At 58.1% G+C, this 20566-nt stretch carries 18 protein-coding genes and 1 other RNA gene; 16 read left to right on the top strand and 3 right to left on the bottom strand.

From position 1 onward, the window contains the following. Nucleotides 1–100: 100 nt before the first annotated feature. The 3 genes from ffs to fsa all read left to right on the top strand — a co-directional run bounded on the left by ffs (nt 101) and on the right by fsa (nt 1975). An RNA gene (gene ffs, locus A3K90_RS02565) (signal recognition particle sRNA small type) lies at nt 101–199 on the top strand. A 52-nt stretch (nt 200–251) separates the two neighbouring features. After that, a complete protein-coding gene (locus tag A3K90_RS02560) occupies nt 252–1301 on the top strand; it encodes a deoxyhypusine synthase (RefSeq protein ID WP_303681034.1) in 1050 nt (349 codons plus the stop codon). 8 nt (nt 1302–1309) lie between these two features. Then, nucleotides 1310–1975, top strand: coding sequence for a fructose-6-phosphate aldolase (gene fsa / locus A3K90_RS02555; protein ID WP_303681033.1), 666 nt, complete (start codon nt 1310–1312; stop codon nt 1973–1975). Between the two features lie 43 nt (nt 1976–2018). Here fsa and A3K90_RS02550 read toward each other — a convergent pair whose 3' ends face one another. Continuing rightward, nucleotides 2019–2528, bottom strand: a complete 510-nt coding sequence (locus A3K90_RS02550; protein ID WP_303681032.1) for a septal ring lytic transglycosylase RlpA family protein — start codon at nt 2526–2528, stop codon at nt 2019–2021. Nucleotides 2529–2730: 202 nt separating this feature from the next. Here A3K90_RS02550 and A3K90_RS02545 point away from each other — a divergent pair, with 202 nt between their 5' ends. From A3K90_RS02545 to A3K90_RS02515, 7 genes are all read left to right on the top strand, one after another. Next, complete coding sequence (locus tag A3K90_RS02545) at nt 2731–3519, top strand: carboxylesterase (RefSeq protein ID WP_303681031.1); 789 nt, start codon at nt 2731–2733, stop codon at nt 3517–3519. 105 nt (nt 3520–3624) lie between these two features. Then, nucleotides 3625–5127, top strand: a complete 1503-nt coding sequence (locus A3K90_RS02540; protein WP_303681030.1) for an alkaline phosphatase — start codon at nt 3625–3627, stop codon at nt 5125–5127. 53 nt (nt 5128–5180) lie between these two features. After that, complete coding sequence (locus tag A3K90_RS02535; protein WP_303681029.1) at nt 5181–6167, top strand: dihydroorotate dehydrogenase-like protein; 987 nt, start codon at nt 5181–5183, stop codon at nt 6165–6167. A 16-nt stretch (nt 6168–6183) separates the two neighbouring features. Further along, nucleotides 6184–6837, top strand: a complete 654-nt coding sequence (locus tag A3K90_RS02530) for a cyclase family protein (protein ID WP_303681028.1) — start codon at nt 6184–6186, stop codon at nt 6835–6837. Nucleotides 6838–6946: 109 nt separating this feature from the next. Further along, nucleotides 6947–7600: a succinate dehydrogenase cytochrome b subunit gene (locus tag A3K90_RS02525; protein ID WP_303681054.1), complete on the top strand. Its 654-nt coding sequence runs from the start codon at nt 6947–6949 to the stop codon at nt 7598–7600. Between the two features lie 25 nt (nt 7601–7625). Continuing rightward, nucleotides 7626–9566 (top strand): fumarate reductase/succinate dehydrogenase flavoprotein subunit, encoded by a 1941-nt coding sequence (locus A3K90_RS02520; RefSeq protein ID WP_303681027.1) that lies wholly within the window; start codon nt 7626–7628, stop codon nt 9564–9566. A 44-nt stretch (nt 9567–9610) separates the two neighbouring features. After that, complete coding sequence (locus tag A3K90_RS02515) at nt 9611–10387, top strand: succinate dehydrogenase/fumarate reductase iron-sulfur subunit (RefSeq protein WP_303681026.1); 777 nt, start codon at nt 9611–9613, stop codon at nt 10385–10387. 1 nt (nt 10388) lies between these two features. Here the strand turns inward: A3K90_RS02515 and A3K90_RS02510 are convergent, their stop codons facing one another. Next, a complete protein-coding gene (locus tag A3K90_RS02510; protein ID WP_303681024.1) occupies nt 10389–11051 on the bottom strand; it encodes a fibrobacter succinogenes major paralogous domain-containing protein in 663 nt (220 codons plus the stop codon). 168 nt (nt 11052–11219) lie between these two features. Here A3K90_RS02510 and A3K90_RS02505 point away from each other — a divergent pair, with 168 nt between their 5' ends. The 5 genes from A3K90_RS02505 to feoB all read left to right on the top strand — a co-directional run bounded on the left by A3K90_RS02505 (nt 11220) and on the right by feoB (nt 16064). Beyond that, the gene (locus A3K90_RS02505) at nt 11220–11696 is read left to right on the top strand and encodes a cupin domain-containing protein (RefSeq protein ID WP_303681023.1); all 477 of its coding nucleotides are present in this window, start codon (nt 11220–11222) and stop codon (nt 11694–11696) included. Between the two features lie 112 nt (nt 11697–11808). Beyond that, nucleotides 11809–13134 carry a hemolysin family protein gene (locus A3K90_RS02500; RefSeq protein WP_303681022.1) on the top strand — a complete coding sequence of 442 codons (1326 nt, stop codon included), beginning with the start codon at nt 11809–11811 and terminating at the stop codon, nt 13132–13134. A gap of 8 nt (nt 13135–13142) precedes the next feature. After that, nucleotides 13143–13526 carry a histidine triad nucleotide-binding protein gene (locus A3K90_RS02495; RefSeq protein WP_303681053.1) on the top strand — a complete coding sequence of 128 codons (384 nt, stop codon included), beginning with the start codon at nt 13143–13145 and terminating at the stop codon, nt 13524–13526. A 109-nt stretch (nt 13527–13635) separates the two neighbouring features. Continuing rightward, on the top strand, nt 13636–13929 hold the full coding sequence (locus tag A3K90_RS02490; RefSeq protein ID WP_303681021.1) for a FeoA family protein: 294 nt from the start codon (nt 13636–13638) through the stop codon (nt 13927–13929). Beyond that, entirely contained in the window at nt 13926–16064 is a 2139-nt protein-coding gene (gene feoB, locus A3K90_RS02485; protein ID WP_303681020.1) for a ferrous iron transport protein B, read from the top strand. The genes A3K90_RS02490 and feoB overlap by 4 nt, the downstream gene beginning before the upstream one ends. Before the next feature lie 138 nt (nt 16065–16202). Here the strand turns inward: feoB and topA are convergent, their stop codons facing one another. Then, nucleotides 16203–18611: a type I DNA topoisomerase gene (gene topA / locus A3K90_RS02480; protein ID WP_303681019.1), complete on the bottom strand. Its 2409-nt coding sequence runs from the start codon at nt 18609–18611 to the stop codon at nt 16203–16205. Nucleotides 18612–18830: 219 nt separating this feature from the next. On the opposite strand from topA, the gene A3K90_RS02475 reads away from it, so the two are divergent. Further along, nucleotides 18831–20525: an N-acetylmuramoyl-L-alanine amidase gene (locus A3K90_RS02475; protein WP_303681018.1), complete on the top strand. Its 1695-nt coding sequence runs from the start codon at nt 18831–18833 to the stop codon at nt 20523–20525. Nucleotides 20526–20566 lie beyond the last annotated feature (41 nt).

The following is a 20566-nucleotide window of genomic DNA, read 5'->3' as shown; positions in this document are numbered from 1 at the left end:
TGTTTTTTGAGCCCGCAGCACTATATTATGCAACTTGTTTCGATTTCCTTTTGTTGCATTCTGTTCACAGAAGAAGGTGTCGAAAACCTCTATTATTGGAGAGTAAGTCCTATACAACACTTGGTTGCCCAACCATGTCAGATCCGGAAGGAAGCAGCATCCGGCAATTCAGGTGTGTGATATAGTCAGCTTGCTCTCCTTTTTTTATTTAGATCTTTAATTTCACAGAACAACAGGCAAGGGAGTCCGCCATGGCATCGGCTATCACTAAAAAGGAACTGCTTTCCGAACAGGTAAAGCACATTGACATCAAAGAGACGAACATTGTACCGCTCATCGACCAGATGGCCGATACGGCTTTTCAGGCACGCAATCTTGCACGCGCGGCATCAATCGTCGACCGTATGCAGAAAGATCATGAGTGCGCCGTCATCCTTACGCTTGCAGGTTCGCTCATCAGCTCCGGCCTGAAGCAGGTCATCATCGACATGATCGACAACAATATGGTGGATGCGATTGTTTCCACCGGCGCAAACATCGTTGACCAGGATTTCTTCGAAGCCCTCGGATTCCGGCACTACAAGGGAACCCCCTTCATTGATGATGCCATCCTTCGCGATATGCATGTTGATCGTATCTATGACACCTACATAGATGAAGACGACCTGCGAGTCTGCGATGAGACTACAGGAAAGATTGCCGATTCCATGGCGCATGGAGCCTACTCCTCGCGCGAGTTCATCGTCGAGATGGCCCGCTATATCGAGGCGAACGGTCACGACCGCAACTCCATCGTCTACAAGGCGTATGAAAAGGGAGTGCCGATCTTCTGCCCTGCATTCTCCGACTGCTCAGCCGGATTCGGGCTGGTTCACCACCAGTGGAACAACCCCGGAAGCCATGTCAGTATCGATTCGGTGAAGGATTTCCGCGAACTGACCCGCATCAAGATTGAAAACGACCGGACAGGTATCTTCATGATCGGCGGCGGCGTACCGAAGAACTTCACTCAGGACATTGTCGTCGCAGCCGAGGTCCTTGGCTATGAGGACGTTTCCATGCACACCTATGCCGTGCAGATCACCGTTGCCGATGAGCGTGACGGAGCACTTTCCGGCTCGACCCTCAAAGAGGCTAGCTCCTGGGGCAAGGTTGATACCGTCTTCGAGCAGATGGTGTTCGCCGAGGCCACCATCGCCATGCCGCTCATCGCTGGATATGCCTATCACCGGCGTAGCTGGGAAGGAAGGAAAGCGAAAAACTTCAACGAAATGCTTGACCGCCAGCAGGTTACGGCCTAGGAGGAGACATGAAATTTTTCATCGATACCGCAAACCTCGACGAAATCCGTGCAGCCGAATCGCTCGGCGTGCTTGATGGTGTGACCACCAATCCCTCGCTCATCGCAAAGATCGTCGAGGATCCTCTTTCCTTTACCCGGAAAGATTTCATGGACCACATAAGCCGCATCTGCGACATTGTCGACGGACCTGTCAGCGCCGAGGTGACCACGCTTGAGGCTGAGTCAATGATCCGGGAGGGTGAGGAGCTTGCCGCAATCCATCATAACGTGGTGGTCAAGTGCCCCCTCACCATTGACGGGCTGAAGGCAATTCGCAGTCTTTCGGAAAAGGGTATCCGAACCAACGCCACCCTCGTCTTTTCGCCGAACCAGGCGCTCCTTGCCGCGAAGGCGGGGGCGAGCTACGTCAGTCCTTTTGTCGGGCGGCTTGATGACATCAGTACGGACGGGATGGCCCTTGTCGGGCAGATTGTCGAGATCTACGACAATTACGGGCTCATGACTGAGGTGATTGTCGCCAGCATCCGCCACCCTCAGCATGTCGTCGAGTCGGCCCTCATCGGAGCTGACATTGCCACCATCCCGTACAGCGTCATCCGCCAGCTGGCAAGCCACCCGCTGACCGATTCCGGCTTGAAGAAATTCATGGAAGACGCCGCCGTCATAAAGTAATGACATCGTGCCGATTGAATGGGCGGGCGTTCAGTCCCGCCCTTCAGCGGTTCAGCACCTCGACTCTCACTTTCACCGTCCCCTGCTGGTAGAAGCCCAGCTGTTTTGCTGCCTCGGCGCTCAAATCAATCACTCTGTCATCAACGAACGGTCCCCGGTCATTGACCCGGACTACGATGGAACGGCTGTTCTCAAGGTTGGTTACTTTAACCACCGAGGGGAGCGGCAGGTACTTGTGGGCGGCACTTGGCTCCGCAGGATCGAAGGGCTCCCCGTAAGCAGTAGGCTGCCCGTTGTTCTTGTCGAGGGTTTCATGTCCGTACCACGAAGCTCTTCCCACCTCTTCATATGCTGCAGCCTGTTCATAGCTCATCGGAACGTAGATCCTGCCGTCAATGACGTAGGGGGTATTCTTCAGTTTCCCCTGCCGGTAGGCTTCTTCGGGTGAAATGCGCGGCAGACGTTCTCTGACAAACGGCCCCCTGGAAGAGGAGCAGGAGCTGAGGGTCAGCGTGAGGATGATGCATGCGGGAAACAGTGCGTTCGACTTCATCAGAGAGGGTGCCTGTCCGGACGCCCTCGGCGGGAGCTTGGGCGGATTCCGGGGGTTGCAGAAGATTGTACGTCTGTCTTTTTCAATATACGGGAAATTCCCCTTTACCCCATTATATTACCCTTAAAGGTATATTCCTGAACCCTTTCGGGAGAAGGATGCCGGTCCGCTTGTAGTATCCACGCAACCAAAGCCTGTCCGAATGGGAACCATGAACGCCGGAACAGCGGGGCGAAGCCCCTTCGGGGTGCTCGTTATCCACGGGTTCACGGCGACCAGGGAGAGTGTCGAACTCCTCCTGCACCCACTCCAGAGTCTTGGCATTCCTGTTTCCATGCCTCTCCTTGCCGGTCATGGCGGACCTTCGCCCGCTGCCCTGAAAGGGTTGGGATGGATGGACTGGCTTCATGATGCCGATGTGGCCTTCAGGGAGCTCGGAGACCGGGCGGACCGCATCATCATCGTCGGCCACAGCATGGGCGCTCTGCTTGCGCTCAACCTTGCAGTGCGTCATCCCGGAAAGGTTGACTCTCTGGTTCTTGTTGCTACGGCCATTCGTCTGGTCTCGGTGCTCGCTCCGGGGCGCCCGTTAAATTTTGCAGCTCTGCCGATCAGCCTCATTGTCAAGCGGTGGGGGTTGAAGTCCGTTTTTGCCGATCCGGAGGGAGCGGCCTGCCGGGGTCATTACGAATGGGTCCCTACTGATGCGGTTCTTTCGTTTTTCAGGCTCATCAAAAAGACCCAGAAGCTGCTCGGTGCGGTGCATTGCCCTGTATTCATCCTTCATAACCGCACTGAGAGCACGGTGCTCCCCGAAAGTGTCGGGGTCCTCAACAGCTCACTTGGAACACCGGATTCCCTGCAGTCGGTTCTCTGGTTAAGCCGTTCAGGGCATCAGGTCTTCTGCGACTGCGAGCGCGAGGATGCTGTCGACGCAATCATCCGTTACGTGTCAGGTCGTATGGGTCGCAGTGAAGCGCGAAATGAGTAGTTCTCCAATCCCCCTCTGGATTTAACCGGACTGTAACGCGACCGCATTATTATCTTTCCGGCCGGCATGGTATGTTCATCCTAACCGATTAACAATGCCGCCGCCATGATCCACAGATCAGCCACAATGCAGAGGACGTGGATGCTCCCTGCACTCCTCCTCTCGGCCCTCTTTCTCATGCCGGGCTGTTCGGCACGCAACCCTGCCATCGGGGCTGCAGGAGAAGTGCCCTCCCGAACGGCTCCCCCCGCACGCAATATTTTTCTTTTCATCGGTGATGGCATGGGACTGGCCCAGGTTGAACTCGGCCGCGCACTCCTCCCGGAGGGGGACACGCTTGCGATGACCTCTCTGCCGGTCACTGGACTCGTCTCGACTCATGCCCTTGACCGCTACATCACTGATTCTGCTGCTGCAGGAACTGCTCTGGCCACCGGGCACGGCACGACGGTCGGCACCATCTCCATGGGCAGCCGGCTCGACACCCTCAAAACCATTGTCGAAATGGCTGAGTCTGCGGGCATGCGGACCGGCATCGTCACGAGTGTCGGCATCGACAACGCGACTCCGGCATGCTTTTACGCCCATAGCCCATCGCGCAAGCGCATTCACGACATTGCCCGCCAGATGGTCGGGAGCGGAGTCGACTATTTCGCCGGCGGGTATGCTGAAGGGAACTTCCCTCTCATGCGGGCACGTGCAGATCTGGATCATGGTGACATCGATTCCCTCATGCAGGCCGGCGGGTACCGGATTGTGAGAAACGCTCCTGAGCTGCGGGCGGTTCAGAGTGGCACGCCCGTCTGGGCGTATGGCCGTTATGACCGGAATGCTGCGATGAAGTTTGCCATGGATGCCGAATCAGGGGAGATCGATCTGGCGACATATACAGGCGAAGGTATACGCCTGCTCGAGAACCCGAAGGGCTTTTTTATGATGGTGGAGGGTGGAAAAATCGACTGGGCCTGTCACGGCAATGATGGTGCGGCTGCGGCGCATGACGTTGCATCATTCGACCGTGCGGTCCGAGAGGCTCTCGCCTTCTATCGCCGCCATCCCTCCACAACCCTCATCGTCGTGACTGCCGACCATGAATGCGGCGGCCTCAGTCTTGGCAATGCCTCCGGGGGATACGAAAGCCGGCCCCGGCTGCTCCTCAACCAGAGAGTGTCGCTCGAGCGTTTCATGGACAGGGTTGCGACGTGGCGGAGCGAGCAGCGGGTTACATTTCCGATGGCGCTTGACAGCCTCGAAGTGTTTTTCGGTCTCGGTTCTCCCTGTGACTCAGCGCTTGTTCTCTCAGCCGGGGAACGCAGGGAGCTGCAGCTGGAGTTTACGGCCTCCATGGCTCCGTTCCCGGCCCCTGACACATTCTCTCCGGCTGTCAGCGCGATCCTGAATCGCCGGGCGGGCATCGGGTGGGGGAGCAGGGTGCATACTGCCGTTCCGGTCCCCGTGTTCGCGATCGGAGCGCATGCCGGGCTGTTCAGCGGCTCCTACCCGAACACTGTTTTCGGTCGGAGGCTTATGCAGGCAGCCGGGTTCTCCGGCGCTACGGACCCTCATCCCGGGGAATTTTCCCCCGCTCCGGCGCGTTCTGCACCATGATCCCTTTCCGGGAGCTGAAGCAACCGACAACAATCTGAACAACCAGAAAGCGTATGGCAGATATTTCAACGAGCTGGATGGGGCTTGATCTTCGCAGTCCCGTGATCGTAGCAAGCTCAACCCTTACCGGCAGTATTGACAACGTTGTTGAGGCTGCGCGGTGCGGTGCGGGTGCCGTTGTTCTCAAGTCGCTGTTTGAAGAAGAGATTCATATGGAGAGCGCCGAAAGCCTCGCCGGTAACGAGCAGCGCTTCTGGTATGCTCAGGCCGAGGACTACATCCGTGAATACTCACGCGGCGACGCACTCAATCGCTACCTCGCACTCGTTCAGGAGTGCAGCGATGCCGTTTCGATTCCTGTGATAGCAAGTATCAACTGCGTCTCTCCGGGTGAGTGGGTGTCGTTCGCCCGTGAGATGGAGGGCGTTGGCGCCGCAGGGCTCGAGGTCAATATTTTCGTGCCGCCCTCCGACACATCGAGAACAGGTGCCGAGAACGAGCAGGTATACTTCGATGTGCTTGAGCGGGTGACGCGCGCAGTCCACATTCCAGTTGCCGCCAAGATCAGCAGTTACTTTTCATCCATGTCGGAAACGGCCGGCCGGCTGTCGCGTACCGGTATCGGCGGCATGGTGCTGTTCAACCGTTTTTTCTCGCCCGACATCGACATCGAAACCTTCAGCCTCAAAGCGGGCCCTGTTTTCAGTACGGAGGGTGACGTGTACAACTCCCTGCGCTGGATTGCAATGCTTTCGGGGCGGACGGGTTGCGATCTTGCGGCTTCAACCGGAGTGCATGATGGCGAAGCGCTCATCAAGCAGCTTCTTGCCGGCGCCAAAGCCGTAGAGATTGCTTCGGTGCTTTATCGGAAAGGGTTCGAGGAGATCCGCATAATGCTCGGTGAGCTCGAGGAGTACATGGACCGCCACGGCTTTGCGAGGCTCGACGATTTTATCGGCCGGATGGCGATGGATGCAGTCCAGAACCCTGCCGGCTATGAGCGCGTGCAGTTCATGAAGCATTTCAGCAACATATCATGACTATTCGATCTTCCCCATGCGCATTCATGATCTGAGTCATTCGATTACCGAAGGCATGCCCCTCTGGCCGGGCTCTCCCGTGACCCGTGTGCGGGATGCTGCCGGGTACGGGACGGATGGCTATCTGGAGCGGGAGTACTCGTTTTCCTCCCATGCAGGGACCCATGTCGACCTGCCTCTGCATATGCTGCCAAACGGCCCGTCGCTGGACGATTGCCCGCTCGATTGGTTTGCTGGAAGGGGATATGTGCTTGACGCCGCTTCGGAAAACGTCGGGGCGGTTACGACCTCTGTCATTGCTGCCGGCGCGCCTCTTGAGGGGAGCTGCGATTTCCTGCTGATTCATACCGGGTGGAGCAGCCGCTGGGGTAGCCCATCCTATTTTGAAGCATGCCCGTATCTTCAGGAGGACGCAGCCTTGCTTCTGGTGTCGATGGGCCTAAAAGGCATCGGCATCGACTCACCCTCAATCGATGCTCCGCATCTGGGCGCCTACCCGGCGCACAGGATGCTGCTCGGCCATGGGCTGGCGGTCATAGAAAACCTGACAGGCCTGTTTCCTCTCATCGGGAAGCGGTTTCTGTTTTCCGCCTTCCCGCTCAAGATCGCCGGAGCCGAGGCTTCGCCGGTCCGCGCCGCAGCGATTGAGGAAGAAGAGTTGGTTATGTGATTATTTAATTGGAAGTCGGTACCCTGCGCGTTACCTTACCGCCCGAAGGCGCAGCCGCGTGGCACCGCAGTCCGTTCTTTCCCATTCACTCAATACCGGATCAACCATCATGCCGTTGAACTCGTCCATCGCCAGGAAATCCCTCATGGCTCTTGCAGGCCTCTTCCTTGCGGTCTTTCTTCCCGTCCATCTCGGAGTCAATCTTCTGCTTCTTGCCCAGGATGGCGGCCGGAGCTTCAGCGTTGCCGCAGAGTTCATGGCCACCAATCCGCTCATCAGGATTGCCGAGCCTGTGCTGTTTCTGGGATTCCTTCTCCACATCCTCTACGGACTCATGGTCTCGGGCGCGAACCGTGCCGCGCGTCCTGTCGGCTACCAGCGACCAAACAGCAGCGACACCTCGCTCCTGTCGAAATACATGTTCCATACCGGCCTCGTCGTCCTCGTGTTCCTCGCTCTGCACCTTGCGGACTTCTGGATGCTGAAGGTCGGCCTCGTGGCTCCGCCCGAAGGCATCGATCGGCATGACTTCTACAGCCGGGCCCTCATCCTCTTCCAGAGCCCCTGGTATTCAAGCTTCTACATCGCTTCGTTTCTCTTTCTCGGCTTCCATCTGAACCATGCCATCCAGTCGGCCTTCCAGACGCTTGGCGTGAATCACAGCCGCTACACCCCGCTGCTGAAGATCGCCGGATCGGTGTATGCCGTCATTATGACCGCTGGATTCAGCCTGATTCCCTTAAGGCTGGCTTTTTTCCCTTAACCCCCTTACCGCTACCGGTACCGCAATGACAAGACTCAACGCCCGGATCCCCGAAGGCCCCCTTGCTGAAAAATGGACGGCTTACCGTTCGGGCTGCAGGCTGGTCAGTCCGTCGAACAAGCGCAAGCTCGATATCATCGTCATCGGCACAGGTCTGGCCGGTGCTTCTGCCGCCGCGTCGCTTGGCGAGCTTGGCTACAACGTCAAGGCGTTCTGCTATCAGGACACCCCGCGGCGCGCCCACAGCATCGCTGCGCAGGGCGGCATCAACGCAGCCAAGAACTATCCTAACGACGGTGACAGCATCCATCGCCTGTTCCACGACACTATCAAGGGCGGCGACTACCGGGCCCGTGAGGCCAACGTCTACCGGCTTGCCGAAGTAAGCAACAGCATCATTGACCTCGCCGTGGCTCAGGGAGTTCCCTTCGCCCGCGAGTACGGTGGCCTTCTGGCCAACCGCTCGTTCGGTGGGGCGCAGGTTTCCCGTACTTTCTACGCAAGGGGCCAGACCGGACAGCAGCTGCTTCTGGGTGCCTATGGAGCCCTTTCCCGCCAGATCGCGGCCGGAACCGTTACCCTCTACAACCGTCGCGATGTGCTCGACACCGTGCTCATAGACGGCCGGGCGCGCGGCATCATCGCCCGCAACCTCGTCACCGGAGAGATCGAGCGTCATGCTGCGCATGCAGTGGTGATGGCGAGCGGCGGATACGGCAACGTCTTCTACCTCTCCACCAACGCCATGGGCTCCAACGTAAGCCCGGCCTGGAGCGCATACCGGAAAGGGGCGCTTTTTGCAAACCCCTCCTTCACCCAGATCCATCCGACCTGTATTCCCGTTCACGGCGATTTCCAGTCGAAGCTGACGCTGATGAGCGAAAGCCTCCGCAACGACGGCCGCATCTGGGTTCCAGCTTTAAAAAAGGATGTTGATCGGCTCAAAAGCGGGGAGATTACTCCGGTCGATATTCCCGAGTCGGACCGCGACTACTACCTTGAGCGCCGTTATCCTGCCTTCGGGAACCTGGTGCCGCGCGACGTGGCTTCACGCGCTGCCAAGGAGCGCTGCGATGCGGGGTTCGGGGTCGGCCGCACCGGCATGGCAGTCTTCCTTGATTTTAAGGACGCCATCAAGCGCAAAGGGCATGACACCATAGAAGCACTCTACGGGAACCTCTTCCAGATGTATGGTCAGATCGTCGCAGAGGATCCTTACCGTACTCCGATGATGATCTATCCGGCGGTCCATTACACGATGGGCGGCCTTTGGGTCGACTATGAACTCATGACCTCCATTCCGGGTCTGTATGCGATCGGCGAGGCCAACTTCTCCGACCACGGGGCCAACCGGCTCGGAGCATCGGCCCTCATGCAGGGACTGGCTGATGGGTACTTCATCCTGCCGGCAACGATCAGCAGCTACCTGGCCGACGAGATCCACACCCCCCGCATCGACCCCGCTTCTCACGAGTTTACCCTCGCGGCAGAAGCCGTTCGTGAGCGCCTGAACCGGTATCTCTCTACTGGTGGAAGCCGGAGCGTCGACCATTTCCACCGTCGTCTCGGCCGGATTATGTGGGATCATTGCGGCATGGCCCGCAACGAGGCGGGCCTCCAGCATGCACTCGGGCTTATCGGCGAACTCCGCCGGGAGTACATGGAGGATGTCCGTGTGCCTGGCAGGATGGACCGGTACAACCCCGAGCTTGAAAAGGCCTGGCGGGTCGCCGATTTCATTGAGCTCGGCGAACTCATGGCCCGCGATGCCCTCATGCGCAGGGAGTCGTGCGGCGGACATTTCCGCGAAGAGTTCCAGACTCCCGAAGGAGAGGCCCTGCGCAACGATGATGAGTATGCATTCGTTGCCGCATGGGAGGCTGCCGGCGAAGGTGCCGAGCCCTCGATGCACCGAGAACGCCTCGAGTTCAACGACATCAAGTTATCGCAGCGCTGCTACAAGTAACGGGGCGGCGTCCCTTTGCCCCCATCACCATTTCAACGACGGTCATGAACTACACTCTCAGGATCTGGCGGCAGGAAAACGCCGAAGCAAAAGGCAGCATGGTTACCTATAAGGTTTCCGGCATCTCTCCCGACAGTTCGTTTTTCGAAATGCTCGACATCCTCAACCAGCAGTTGATCGAAGGCGGCCAGGAGCCCGTTTCTTTTGACCATGACTGCCGGGAGGGAATCTGTGGCACCTGCAGCCTCTACATCAACGGCCGCCCGCACGGGCCCGTAAAGGGTGTTACCACGTGCCAGTTGCACATGCGTTCGTTTAAGGACGGCGACACCATCACGATAGAGCCATGGCGGGCGAAGGCTTTTCCTGTCATCAGGGACCTTATTGTTGACCGCAGCGCGCTTGACCGCATCATCCAGGCAGGCGGATATGTCTCCATCAATACCGGAGGTGTGCCGGACGCCAACAGCATTCCTGTTCCGAAGGAGCAGTCGGACGACGCGTTCGATGCCGCCGCCTGCATTGGATGCGGGGCATGTGTAGCGGCTTGTGCGAATGCAGCGGCAATGCTTTTCATCGGAGCGAAAGTTTCCCATCTCGCCCTGTTGCCTCAGGGAGAGATTGAGGCGGAACACCGGGTGATGAAGATGGTGGAGTGCATGGACGGTCTCGGCTTCGGCGGGTGCAGCAACACCTATGCCTGCGAGGCTGAATGCCCGAAGGGAATATCCGTCACAAACATCGCCATTCTGAACAGAGGGTTCCTCACGGCTTCACTCATGAAGCAGAAAGAAAAGCCCTCGAAGGGCGATTCGCTCTGACTCAATCCTTGACGCAGCGGACAGAAAAGCCGGTGTTCTTGTTCGCCTTTCCGCGCCTCAAGGTGGCGTCGAAGTAGCCGATACTGCGGCCCCACGCGGCTTTGCCGGAGATTTCGGTCGATGTCCAGAGCCGGTTGTAGCCGCCGGGTTCCATGTAATCCCCATCCGTGTCGCGGCGCGCCCCCGCCGGAAGCAGCCGGAACCCGATGGCGTCTTCCGCCCCCTCGTTAGGCTCAGTCCAGCCCTTGACAGCCTTCAGCTTTCCTCCGGCCACCCCTTCGCCACCGAGCAGTTCCGAGAGCAAGGTCCATTCAGCATCCGTGGCCACGTGCCAACCCTCAGGCGCCAGCCCTCTCGGGTCATTGACCGCATGCCAATTGTAGAGTTTTCCATACTTCTTTCCGTTTTCCGGGCTGTTGCTGTTCCAGCACCAGGCCGGGGTGGTGAGCGCCGCCCACTCGGCCGCATCCCGGACTTCGGGGATCGGCTCGCCGTTACGGAACCTTGAGACCGTCAGGTTTTCGGCAGTCCATATCATGGAGCCGGCACGCACGGTCCGGTAGCTGTTGCCGTCGATGTCGACGGCTTCCGGTGCCGGTCGGGAGCAGGCGGCCATGAGGAGAAACAGGATGCAGGCGAGGGTTCTTTTCAGTGTCTGGTGCATGGTCGTCAGGATGGTGTGTTTACGGTCATATGCCAACAATCAGAGGTAATATAGGAATGTTTCTTATTCCGCAGTTCCGGATCTGTTGCCTGCTGTCGGTTCTGGATTTTGCCGAGTGGGGAGATCTGCGTAGATTGTACGGTATTTATAAATCAAAACCCCTTCAGCATGAAGCGTTCCATATTCTTTGCGCTCCTTTTGGGCCTCCTCGTAGCGGCACCGCAGTACTCTTTGGCAACGGTAAGCCAGTCTATCACCGAAGAAACGGGCATAGCAATCCTGCCTGAAAAACTGGTTTGGGTGGCGAATCCGAAACTCCACGGTCTTGAGACAACGTTGCTCGCTGGCGATCCAGCCCTTTCTGAACCATATGCCCAGCGCATAAAGCTTGCGCCCGGTACCCGTCTGGATCCGCACTACCATCCGAATAAGGCCCGGATGGTGACTGTGCTGAAAGGAACACTCTACTTCGCTTTCGGGGAGCGGTTCGACAACGCCGCCCTCCGCGCCATGCCTGCCGGCAGCTTTTTTACCGAGCCGGTAAGGGTGCCCCATTATGCCGTGGCCGGCAGCGAGGAAGTCGTGCTCGAACTCCACGCCATCGGTCCCGATGGAACGACTTACGTCGGAAACGGAAGTCACTGAGCAACGTTTTAGAACGCCGGCCGGATGCCCCTTTTGGAAATAAAAGGGAAAAAGCGTAATAGAATGCATCCGGGTTCCAAAACCTGTTTCCCCGGCGAACCAAATCCAACGTATGGAACTGCTCTTTCTCCTTTTTTTGATTCTGGTCAACGGCATGCTTGCCATGACCGAAATAGCTCTTATCTCAGCCAAGCGCTCCAGGCTTTCGAAACTGGCCGAGGCTGGCGACCGTCCGGCCTCGGTGGCAGTCAAGCTCGGCCAGGAGCCGACCCGCTTCATGTCTACCATACAGATAGGCATAACTTCCATCGGCATTCTCAACGGAATCGTCGGCGAAGGGGCTTTTGCCGATCCGCTGTCTGCATGGTTCGTCTCCCTCGGCATGGATCCTGACGCCAGCCGCATATCCGCCACGGTTGTCGCGGTCGTATCCATCACCTATGTGACCATCGTCATCGGCGAACTGGTGCCGAAGCGGCTGGGACAGTTCAATCCGGAAGGAGTTGCCCGGTTCGTGGCGCTGCCGATGCTCACCCTCTCCACTGTCACCCGCCCGTTCGTCAGGCTCCTCTCCTTTTCTACCGATGCAATCCTCCGCCTGCTTGGCAAGGATCCCGAAGAGGTTCAGCGTGTGACGGAGGAGGAAATCCATGCCATGCTTGAGGAGGGTTCCGAGGCTGGTGTTATCGAGCAGCAGGAACATGAGATGGTCCGCAATGTTTTCCGTCTCGACGACCGCCAGCTCGGTACCCTGATGGTGCCCAGGGCAGACATCGTATACCTTGACATACTCCGTCCTGTGGAGGAGAACATTGCGAGGGTGACGGAGTCGGAGCACTCCCGTTTTCCGGTATGCAGCGGCAGTCTGCAGTCGCTGCTTGGAGTCGTCAATGCCAAGCAGCTGCTCTCACAGTCGCTTCGCGGCGGGCTGACGGAGTTCACTTCCCAGCTTCAGCCATGCATCTATGTTCCCGAATCGCTGACCGGAATGGAACTGCTCGATCATTTCAGGACTTCCGGCAGCCAGATGGTGTTCGTGGTCGATGAATACGGGGAGATTCAGGGCCTCGTCACCCTTCAGGACATGCTTGAGGCGGTAACCGGGGAGTTCGTTCCGCGCAACAGCGAGGATTCGTGGGCCGTCGAGCGCGAAGACGGCTCCTGGCTCCTTGATGGCCTTATCCCCGTTCCGGAACTCAAGGATACGCTTGAACTCAAAAGCGTTCCCGAAGAGGAGAAGGGCCGCTACCACACCCTCAGCGGCCTCATGATGTGGCTGCTCGGCCGGATGCCGCAGACTGGCGACATCATGACCTGGGAGAACTGGAGGCTGGAAATCGTCGACCTCGACGGCCAGCGCATCGACAAGGTCCTTGCCTCGAAACTGCTTCGCGATTCCGCCCCGGAGGGGGTGGAGGATGTTAACCATTTACCGTGACCATTGCCATGGCGAACCATCGTACCGAATGCATTTTCTGCCGGATCATAGCCGGCGAAATCCCTGCTGACATCCTCTACCGTAACGACCATGTCCTCGCTTTCAGGGACATCTCTCCTGCGGCTCCGGCCCATGCCCTCATTATTCCTCTTGAGCACATTGCATCATTGAGCGATCTTGCGCCTGACCATGAGCGGATTGCAGGTCAGATAATGCTTGCAGCCGCCACGGTTGCCGAAATTCTCGGCATCAGGGAGTCCGGTTATCGGTTCGTGTTCAACAGCGGACCCGATGCCCTGCAGAGCGTCTTCCACATCCACGGCCATCTTCTCGGCGGTACAGAGATGGGCTGGCCCCCATTTCCCGGCGCAGCCGTTACGCACGGCGCGTAACGATGGCGCTCTTGAAAAGAGGCCCGGAACGTTTTTGTGATCGCGCGCGGTTATTTATATTAAATCCAGATTAATTGACGCGCACGCGTTTTCAGAGGGAGTGAAGTACATGCGTTTATCGGAACTGCAGGTCGGTGACAAGGCTGAAGTAACAGGCCTCAATGTTGATGCCGCCATCAGGCGGCGAATTATGGATATGGGGCTCATCAAGGGCACCCGTTTCAAAGTCTTGAGGGTAGCTCCGCTCGGTGACCCCATGGAGATCTTCTTCAAGGGACTCTACCTTACCATGCGCAAAAGCGAGGCTGATGGAATCATGGTGGAGCGCAGCGGAGGTGTCGGCGATGGCATGCCGATGCACACCGGAGCCCGTCGGCGATATGGATTCGGGGGGGGGAGATGACGACATCCAAAGAGCTCTCCATAGCCCTCACCGGCAATCCGAACTGCGGCAAGTCATCGCTCTTCAACGTTTTGACGGGTGCCCACCAGAAAGTCGGCAACTTTCCTGGCGTAACGATAGAAAAATATGAAGGGTACCTAGACTACCGGGGCTACCGCATAAAGGTCGTCGACCTTCCCGGCACCTACTCCCTCACTCCGTACTCCCCTGAGGAAATAGTCACCCGGAAGTATCTCATCGAGCATCGACCTGACGTGGTTGTCAATGTCATCGAAGGGCCGAACATCGAGCGGAGCCTTCTGCTCACCACCCAGCTCATGGAGATGGAGGTTGATTTCCTCGTTGCCCTGAACATGATGGACGAGGTAGAGGAGCGGGGAATGAAGATCAACACCCGGCAGCTCCAGAAACTTCTCGGGTGTCACATTGTGCCGACCTCCGCCAAAAAGCGTACGGGCCTTGAGTCGCTGCTTGACCATGTCATCCGCGTCGGAACGGGAGACATTACCATACAGAAGAACAAACTGTTTTTTCGTTCAGGCCTCGAAGAGCCCATCAACGAGATCTCCGAACTGCTGGCAGCGGAGCGGGAACTCGCCGCATACAACAGCCGATGGCTTGCCATCAAGCTGCTCGAGAGCGACCGGGAGGTCTACCGTGAAATCCAGCGCCAGCCCGCATGGGTGAAGGCCGAAGTGGTCATGCAGGCCGCGCTGAAAGATGCCCGCCGGCTTTACGGGTCGGATCCTGAAGAGCTTATCAGTGAAGACCGGCATTCGTTCATCAGGGGAGCTATGAAAGAGTGCGTCGAGCTGCCGAAGGAAAAACGCACCTCGCTGACGGACTATATCGACATGGTTGTGCTCAACAGGGTGCTTGGTTTACCCGTTTTCCTTTTTGTCGTATGGGCGGTGTTCCATTTCACCTTTACTTTAGGCGCACCGGTCATGGAGTGGCTATCCTCCCTTTTCAGTATGCTGGCTGTTGCGGGTGGGCGATACCTGCCGGACGGCATGGTGCGCTCGATCCTTCTTGACGGGGTGCTTGCCGGTGTCGGTGGCGTCCTGGTGTTCCTGCCGAATATCGTGCTGCTCTTCATCGGCCTGTCGTTCCTCGAGGCATCGGGCTACATGGCCCGGGCAGCCTTTGTCATAGACCGGGTAATGCACCGTTTCGGGCTGCACGGAAAGTCGTTCATCCCGATGATCACCGGATTCGGTTGCTCCATTCCGGCCATCATGGCCACCCGGACCCTGAAAAGCCGTACCGACCGCCTCGCGACCATCATGATCATCCCGTTCATGAGCTGCGGTGCCAAACTGCCGGTCTATGTGCTGCTCTGCGGGGCATTCTTCGCCCCCTCGATGGCCGCTAACATCCTTTTCGGTATCTATCTGCTCGGCATCGCCGTCGGGCTCTGGACCGCATGGATCCTGAAGTCGACGGTGCTCAGCAGCGACTCCGAGCCCTTTGTCATGGAGCTTCCTCCCTACCGTTGGCCGACACTGGGGTCGGTAGTTTTCCAGGCGAAGGTGAAGGCTCTGATGTACGTTAAAAAGGCCGGTACCCTTATCCTTGCTGCTGTGGTTATCATCTGGGTTGCGAGCAACTACCCCCGGAGTGCGGTCATTGAAGCGGACCTCCAGCGCTCTCGCGCTGCGGTTGAAGCGGATGCAGGGCTCGGTGCCGCCGAAAAAGAGGATCGCCTCTCCGCCCTTGAGCAGAGTGCCCAGAGTGAGCAGCTGGCCCACTCCCTTGCGGGACGTGCAGGCATGCTGATGGAGCCGGTCATCAGGCCCCTCGGCTTCGACTGGCGGATCGGGATCGCTCTTGTCACAGGTCTGGCCGCCAAGGAGGTGGTCGTTTCCACAATGGCCACCATCTATTCGCTTTCTTCCGATACCGATACCGGGGATTTGCAGGCGACCCTCAGGAGCGATCCGGCCTTCAACCGGGCAACGGCTCTCAGCCTGATGGTGTTCGTGCTGCTCTACCTGCCCTGCGTCGCAGCCCTCGGGGTCATGAAGAAGGAGGTGGGCCGGTGGAAGCCGGTTCTGCTCTATTCGGCATACTCGCTCGCTGTGGCCTGGGTGCTGTCATTCATTGCTTACCGGGGGGCGCTGCTGTTCCTCTAATACTGCCCACAGCCTCAGCGCTGTAACCACAGCAAGGGGAGCAGAACGAAAAAAGCCCGGCGGAGCAAGCGCTCCCGCCGGGCTTTGTCTGTAAGGGGTGTATCAGATGCATGGCTCGCCTCTGCCGTGCTTCGATGCCTAGTCCTGCTTTTCGCTCACCGCTTCTTCAGGTGCTTCGACGGCAATTTCGACCATGCCGTTTTCCTCTGCCATCTGTATGATATCGTCGACTGCCATCTGCATCGGTGCTGGCGTGCCGTCCACCATCATGAGGGTGACGGCGGGATGGGCCTTCCTGTGCTCCTCCATGACCGCTTCCCAGTGCGCCCGGATTCCTTCGTCGAGAGTGTTCCATGCCATCCGTCCGCGGCATTTTGGAAACTTCGAGCAGCCGAGCCAGGGGCCCCGCTTGCCTACCCGGAGGTTCATCGGAGAGCCGCACTTAGGACAGGCGAGGTCGGTCTGTACCGGAGGGATCTTCATCGGTTCGACATGCCGCTGCTTCGAGAGATTGAGCAGGGTGTTGCACTTCGGGTAGCTGGAGCAGGCAAGGAACGGGCCGAGCCTGCCGTTGCGCAGGAGCATATGCCCTTCGCCGCATGAAGGGCATAGTATGCCTGTATCCTTGGGCTTTTCGCGGTTGGTGCTGATCGGCTTGATGTTACGGCATTTCGGATATCTGGAACAGCCGAGGAACTTGCCGCTCTGTGTCCATTTGACGATCATGTGCCCTTCTCCGCATTTCTCGCAGAGCGCAGCATCGCGGTTCTGTGGGATCAGCGGATCCTCCTTGCGAACGCTGAGAGCAGTTTCGAGCGGGCGGTAGAAGCTGTCGAGCACTTTCTCGTACTCATCCTCGCCGGCCGCAACCTTATCGAGCTCTCCCTCCATCTCGGCGGTGAAGTCTACGTTGAAGAGATCGGGGAAGTTTGCTACGAGGATCTGCGACACGTCCATGCCGAGCATGGTCGGTATGATCTTCTTTTTCTGCAGCTCCACGTAGCGTCGGTCCTGCAGGGTGGAGAAGATGGATGCATAGGTCGAGGGGCGTCCGATGCCGTAGTTGTCGAGCTCCTTGACGAGGGTCGCTTCACTGAATCGCGCCGGGGGGCGGGTGAAGCTCTGGCGGTTGTCGATTTCTCCGAGGCCGAGCCGGCCGTCCTTGTCAAGCTGCTTCGGGAGGCGCACCTCCTGCTCTTTCTCCCCTTCGTCCTTTGTCGATTTCCGGGCTTCGTATTCAAGCTCCTCCTGGTCGTTGAACACCCGCATGAAGCCGGGGAAGAGTACCCGGCTTCCGCTGGCTCTGAACATGATGTCGCGGGCCGGGTCGCCGACGTCGACCCTTGTCTGCTCGATTTTTGCCGGAGCCATCATAGCTGCCACGAACCGCTTCCAGATGAGATCGTAGAGCTTGAACTGGTCCGCTGAGAGATAGGACTTAAGCTGCTCGGGGCGCCTTCCGACGGCGGTCGGACGGACCGCCTCGTGGGCATCCTGAGCGTTTTTCGATGATTTTGCCGCTCCGCCCCAGCCGATGTACTCCTTGCCGAAGGCATGTTCGATGAAGCTGCGGGCCTGTCCTGCCGCCTCAGTGCCGATGCGGATCGAGTCAGTCCTCATGTAGGTGATGAGACCCGTTGCACCTTCCTCTCCGAGATCGATTCCTTCATAAAGCTGCTGTGCGAGTCGCATGGTCTTCTTTGAGCCGAATCCGAGCTGATTCGATGCAGCCTGCTGGAGGAGGGACGTGGTAAAGGGAAGCGGGGGCTTGCGCTGCTGGGTGCGCGGTGCGATGTCCAGAAGTGTGTAGCTGCCGTTCTTGACGAGGTCGGCAGCAGCTTCTGCCTCCTTCTGGTTCGAGAGTTCGGGTTTCTTTCCCTCGAGCTTAACCAGCCGGGCACGGAAGGTTTCTTTGCTCTCTGTGATGAAGTCCGCTGCTATGGTCCAGTACTCCTGAACCTCGAAATTGTTAATCTCCACCTCGCGTTCGCAGATCAGTCGAAGGGCTACGGACTGCACGCGTCCTGCAGACAGTCCGCGCATGACCACATTCCAGAGAAACGGGCTGACCCGGTAGCCTACAATCTTGTCGAGCCCCTGGCGGGTCTGCTGGGAGCGGACCAGCCGGTAGTCAATCTGGCGCGGTTCCTCAATGGCTGCAAGGATAGCACTTTTGGTGATTTCATTGAACATCACCCTGAATACAGGCTTCGGTGTACTGCCGATTTCATTTGCGATGTGCCATGCGATAGCCTCACCCTCGCGGTCAGGGTCAGTTGCGATCAGGACCCCGTCAGCCTCCGATGCGAGCTTCTTTAGCTGGCGCACCACCTTCTCCTTGCCGGGGATGACTTCGTACCGGGGCTCGTAATGGTTGTCGAAATCAAGCCCGATCTCCTTTTTGGGAAGATCCTTGATATGGCCTACCGAGGCGAACACCGTGTAGCCGTCCCCGAGGTACTTGTTGATCGTCTTTGCCTTGGATGGTGACTCCACGACGATCAGGGTCCTGTTTCTGGCGGACAGTGCCGCTGCTTTTGAAGCCATTCGTCAGTCCCTGTGGTGAGAGCGTTGCAATGAATTTTTGAAAAAGATAGGCCTTGGTTGCTTAAAAACAAATTTCAGGCTACCCTTATATTTATTATAATGCCGCTGATCGGTGCCGCGGCACCCGGACGGGCCCGGATCGCGGGGTGGTCGATTCAGACCGGAAAAAACCGCGACATAACCCATAAGAATTCAACTCATAGACAATCGGCCGTTTTCATGATGCCCTCTTCTCGTCCTGCGGTCCTGCATATCCTGTTTGCCCTGATTATTGCGCTTTTCCTGCCGGAGCAACTCTCTGCAGCCACCGCTCCGCCATGGACTGTTTCCTCGGTCCCCCTTCGAGTCATTCAGGGCAACGGCGAGGGGTACACCATAAAGGTGCTTACCCGGAAAGGCGCAGACGGCCGGATCCTTGTCGACCTTCAGTCCATGACGAGAGCAATGCGGCTTACCTACCGGACCTCGGCAGGAATGCTTTCGGCTGAAGAGGCTATCGCTCTGCCCGGCAGCGTGTGCACCGTTACTGCCGGTAACAGTTTTGCCCGTATCGTCTCCCGTCGTGCGGCCGATCCAGCAAGGATTGTGCAGCTTTCCGCTGCTCCGCAACTGCTTGACCAGCGTCTCTTTCTTCCCATAAGCCAGACTGCCAGACTTTTTTCCCTCTGGCTTGACCGCGATGTCGTATACAGCGCTTCCGAAAAGACTTTCAAGGCCTGGCTGCAGCCCCGTCCTGCCGGCCGCTCCGAAGCTGCCATCGGCACCCTTTCGCCCGAACCGCCCCCGGCTTTCGGCCCGACGAGGATAACCGGCATTGAGGTTGAAGAGCGTGCCAACGGGGCAATCATTTCGTTTTCAGCATCCGGAGCACATGCTTCGGCATCGCTTTCGCAGCCCGATACTGCAGGCAATGCCGCTTTTATCCTTTCCGGAGCCTCCGGCGATCCCGCCACCCTCAGAAAGATCTTCCCCTCGGGCATTGTTCGCTCCGTCACGGCCGAGCGAACTACTGCCGGCGCACTGCGTTTCAGTGTGGCCTTTGACGGCCGCTCAGGTATCGTGCGCTCACTCGATTACCAGCGAGACCAGCGCAACAACCGTTACCTGCTCTATGTGCGAAGCGATGCAGACGTGGAGGCTATTCGCAGCAGGGAAAAATCACAGCGGATTGCAAGTGTCATCAGAGGCGATGTGGAGAAATGGAGACTCAACACCATCGTGCTCGACGCCGGTCACGGCGGAAAGGATCCCGGGGCGGTCGGTCTGAAAGGAACCCGTGAGAAGGACGTTGCGCTCAACATCGTCAGAGATCTTGGCAGCATTATTTCAAGGAAGTGGCCTGACGTGGAGGTCGTTTATACCCGGAAAGACGACATTTTCATTCCTCTTCACGAGCGGGGCAAGATCGCCAACCGCACTGAGGGCAAGCTGTTCCTCAGCGTGCACTGCAACGCCAATGAAAACCGTTCGATCCGGGGGCCGGAGGTCTACATCCTCGGTCCGCACAAGACAGCAGCCGCACTGAAGGTCGCCATGCTTGAAAACGGCGTCATAAGCCAGGAGGCGGACTACCGGGAGCAGTACCGGAACTTCAGTGACGAGCATCTCATCATGAGTTCCATGGCCCAGAGCTCCTTCAGCCGCCACTCCACCACTCTTGCCAGGGAACTCGTAAAGCCGCTCGACCGTTCGACGAGCACGAACGGCCGGACCGTCCGCCAGGCTGGGTTTATGGTGCTCTGGACTCCTTCAATGCCGAGCGCCCTTGTAGAAGTCGGCTATATCTCCAATCCCCGTGAAGAGGTTATTCTTCGTGATCGCCAGGAGCAGACCAAGATAGCCTACGGCATCTTCCAGGGTCTCCAGTCCTACCGGACCCAATACGAGGCATCACGCATGGCCTCCACCCGTTAGTTTGGATCCTTTTTGCAAAGTTGTCGACCTGGTTGTACATT

This window comes from Pelodictyon luteolum, assembly GCF_001622165.1.
GTDB classification, from domain to species: Bacteria; Bacteroidota; Chlorobiia; order Chlorobiales; family Chlorobiaceae; genus Chlorobium; species Chlorobium luteolum_B.
The sequence above is the reverse complement of the archived record's forward strand: the minus strand, read 5'-3'. Positions and strand labels throughout refer to the sequence as shown.

Excerpts from the sequence above, each read along its gene's own strand:
- A3K90_RS02500 (WP_303681022.1), top strand. The coding sequence starts at position 11,809 with ATGGAACTGCTCTTTCTCCTTTTTTTGATTCTGGTCAACGGCATGCTT.
- A3K90_RS02535 (WP_303681029.1), top strand. The coding sequence starts at position 5,181 with ATGGCAGATATTTCAACGAGCTGGATGGGGCTTGATCTTCGCAGTCCC.
- topA (WP_303681019.1), bottom strand. The coding sequence starts at position 18,611 with ATGGCTTCAAAAGCAGCGGCACTGTCCGCCAGAAACAGGACCCTGATC.
- A3K90_RS02525 (WP_303681054.1), top strand. The coding sequence starts at position 6,947 with ATGCCGTTGAACTCGTCCATCGCCAGGAAATCCCTCATGGCTCTTGCA.
- A3K90_RS02560 (WP_303681034.1), top strand. The coding sequence starts at position 252 with ATGGCATCGGCTATCACTAAAAAGGAACTGCTTTCCGAACAGGTAAAG.
- A3K90_RS02520 (WP_303681027.1), top strand. The coding sequence starts at position 7,626 with ATGACAAGACTCAACGCCCGGATCCCCGAAGGCCCCCTTGCTGAAAAA.
- A3K90_RS02510 (WP_303681024.1), bottom strand. The coding sequence starts at position 11,051 with ATGCACCAGACACTGAAAAGAACCCTCGCCTGCATCCTGTTTCTCCTC.
- A3K90_RS02515 (WP_303681026.1), top strand. The coding sequence starts at position 9,611 with ATGAACTACACTCTCAGGATCTGGCGGCAGGAAAACGCCGAAGCAAAA.
- A3K90_RS02530 (WP_303681028.1), top strand. The coding sequence starts at position 6,184 with ATGCGCATTCATGATCTGAGTCATTCGATTACCGAAGGCATGCCCCTC.
- A3K90_RS02490 (WP_303681021.1), top strand. The coding sequence starts at position 13,636 with ATGCGTTTATCGGAACTGCAGGTCGGTGACAAGGCTGAAGTAACAGGC.
- A3K90_RS02505 (WP_303681023.1), top strand. The coding sequence starts at position 11,220 with ATGAAGCGTTCCATATTCTTTGCGCTCCTTTTGGGCCTCCTCGTAGCG.
- A3K90_RS02550 (WP_303681032.1), bottom strand. The coding sequence starts at position 2,528 with ATGAAGTCGAACGCACTGTTTCCCGCATGCATCATCCTCACGCTGACC.
- fsa (WP_303681033.1), top strand. The coding sequence starts at position 1,310 with ATGAAATTTTTCATCGATACCGCAAACCTCGACGAAATCCGTGCAGCC.
- A3K90_RS02495 (WP_303681053.1), top strand. The coding sequence starts at position 13,143 with ATGGCGAACCATCGTACCGAATGCATTTTCTGCCGGATCATAGCCGGC.
- A3K90_RS02475 (WP_303681018.1), top strand. The coding sequence starts at position 18,831 with ATGATGCCCTCTTCTCGTCCTGCGGTCCTGCATATCCTGTTTGCCCTG.
- A3K90_RS02545 (WP_303681031.1), top strand. The coding sequence starts at position 2,731 with ATGGGAACCATGAACGCCGGAACAGCGGGGCGAAGCCCCTTCGGGGTG.
- feoB (WP_303681020.1), top strand. The coding sequence starts at position 13,926 with ATGACGACATCCAAAGAGCTCTCCATAGCCCTCACCGGCAATCCGAAC.
- A3K90_RS02540 (WP_303681030.1), top strand. The coding sequence starts at position 3,625 with ATGATCCACAGATCAGCCACAATGCAGAGGACGTGGATGCTCCCTGCA.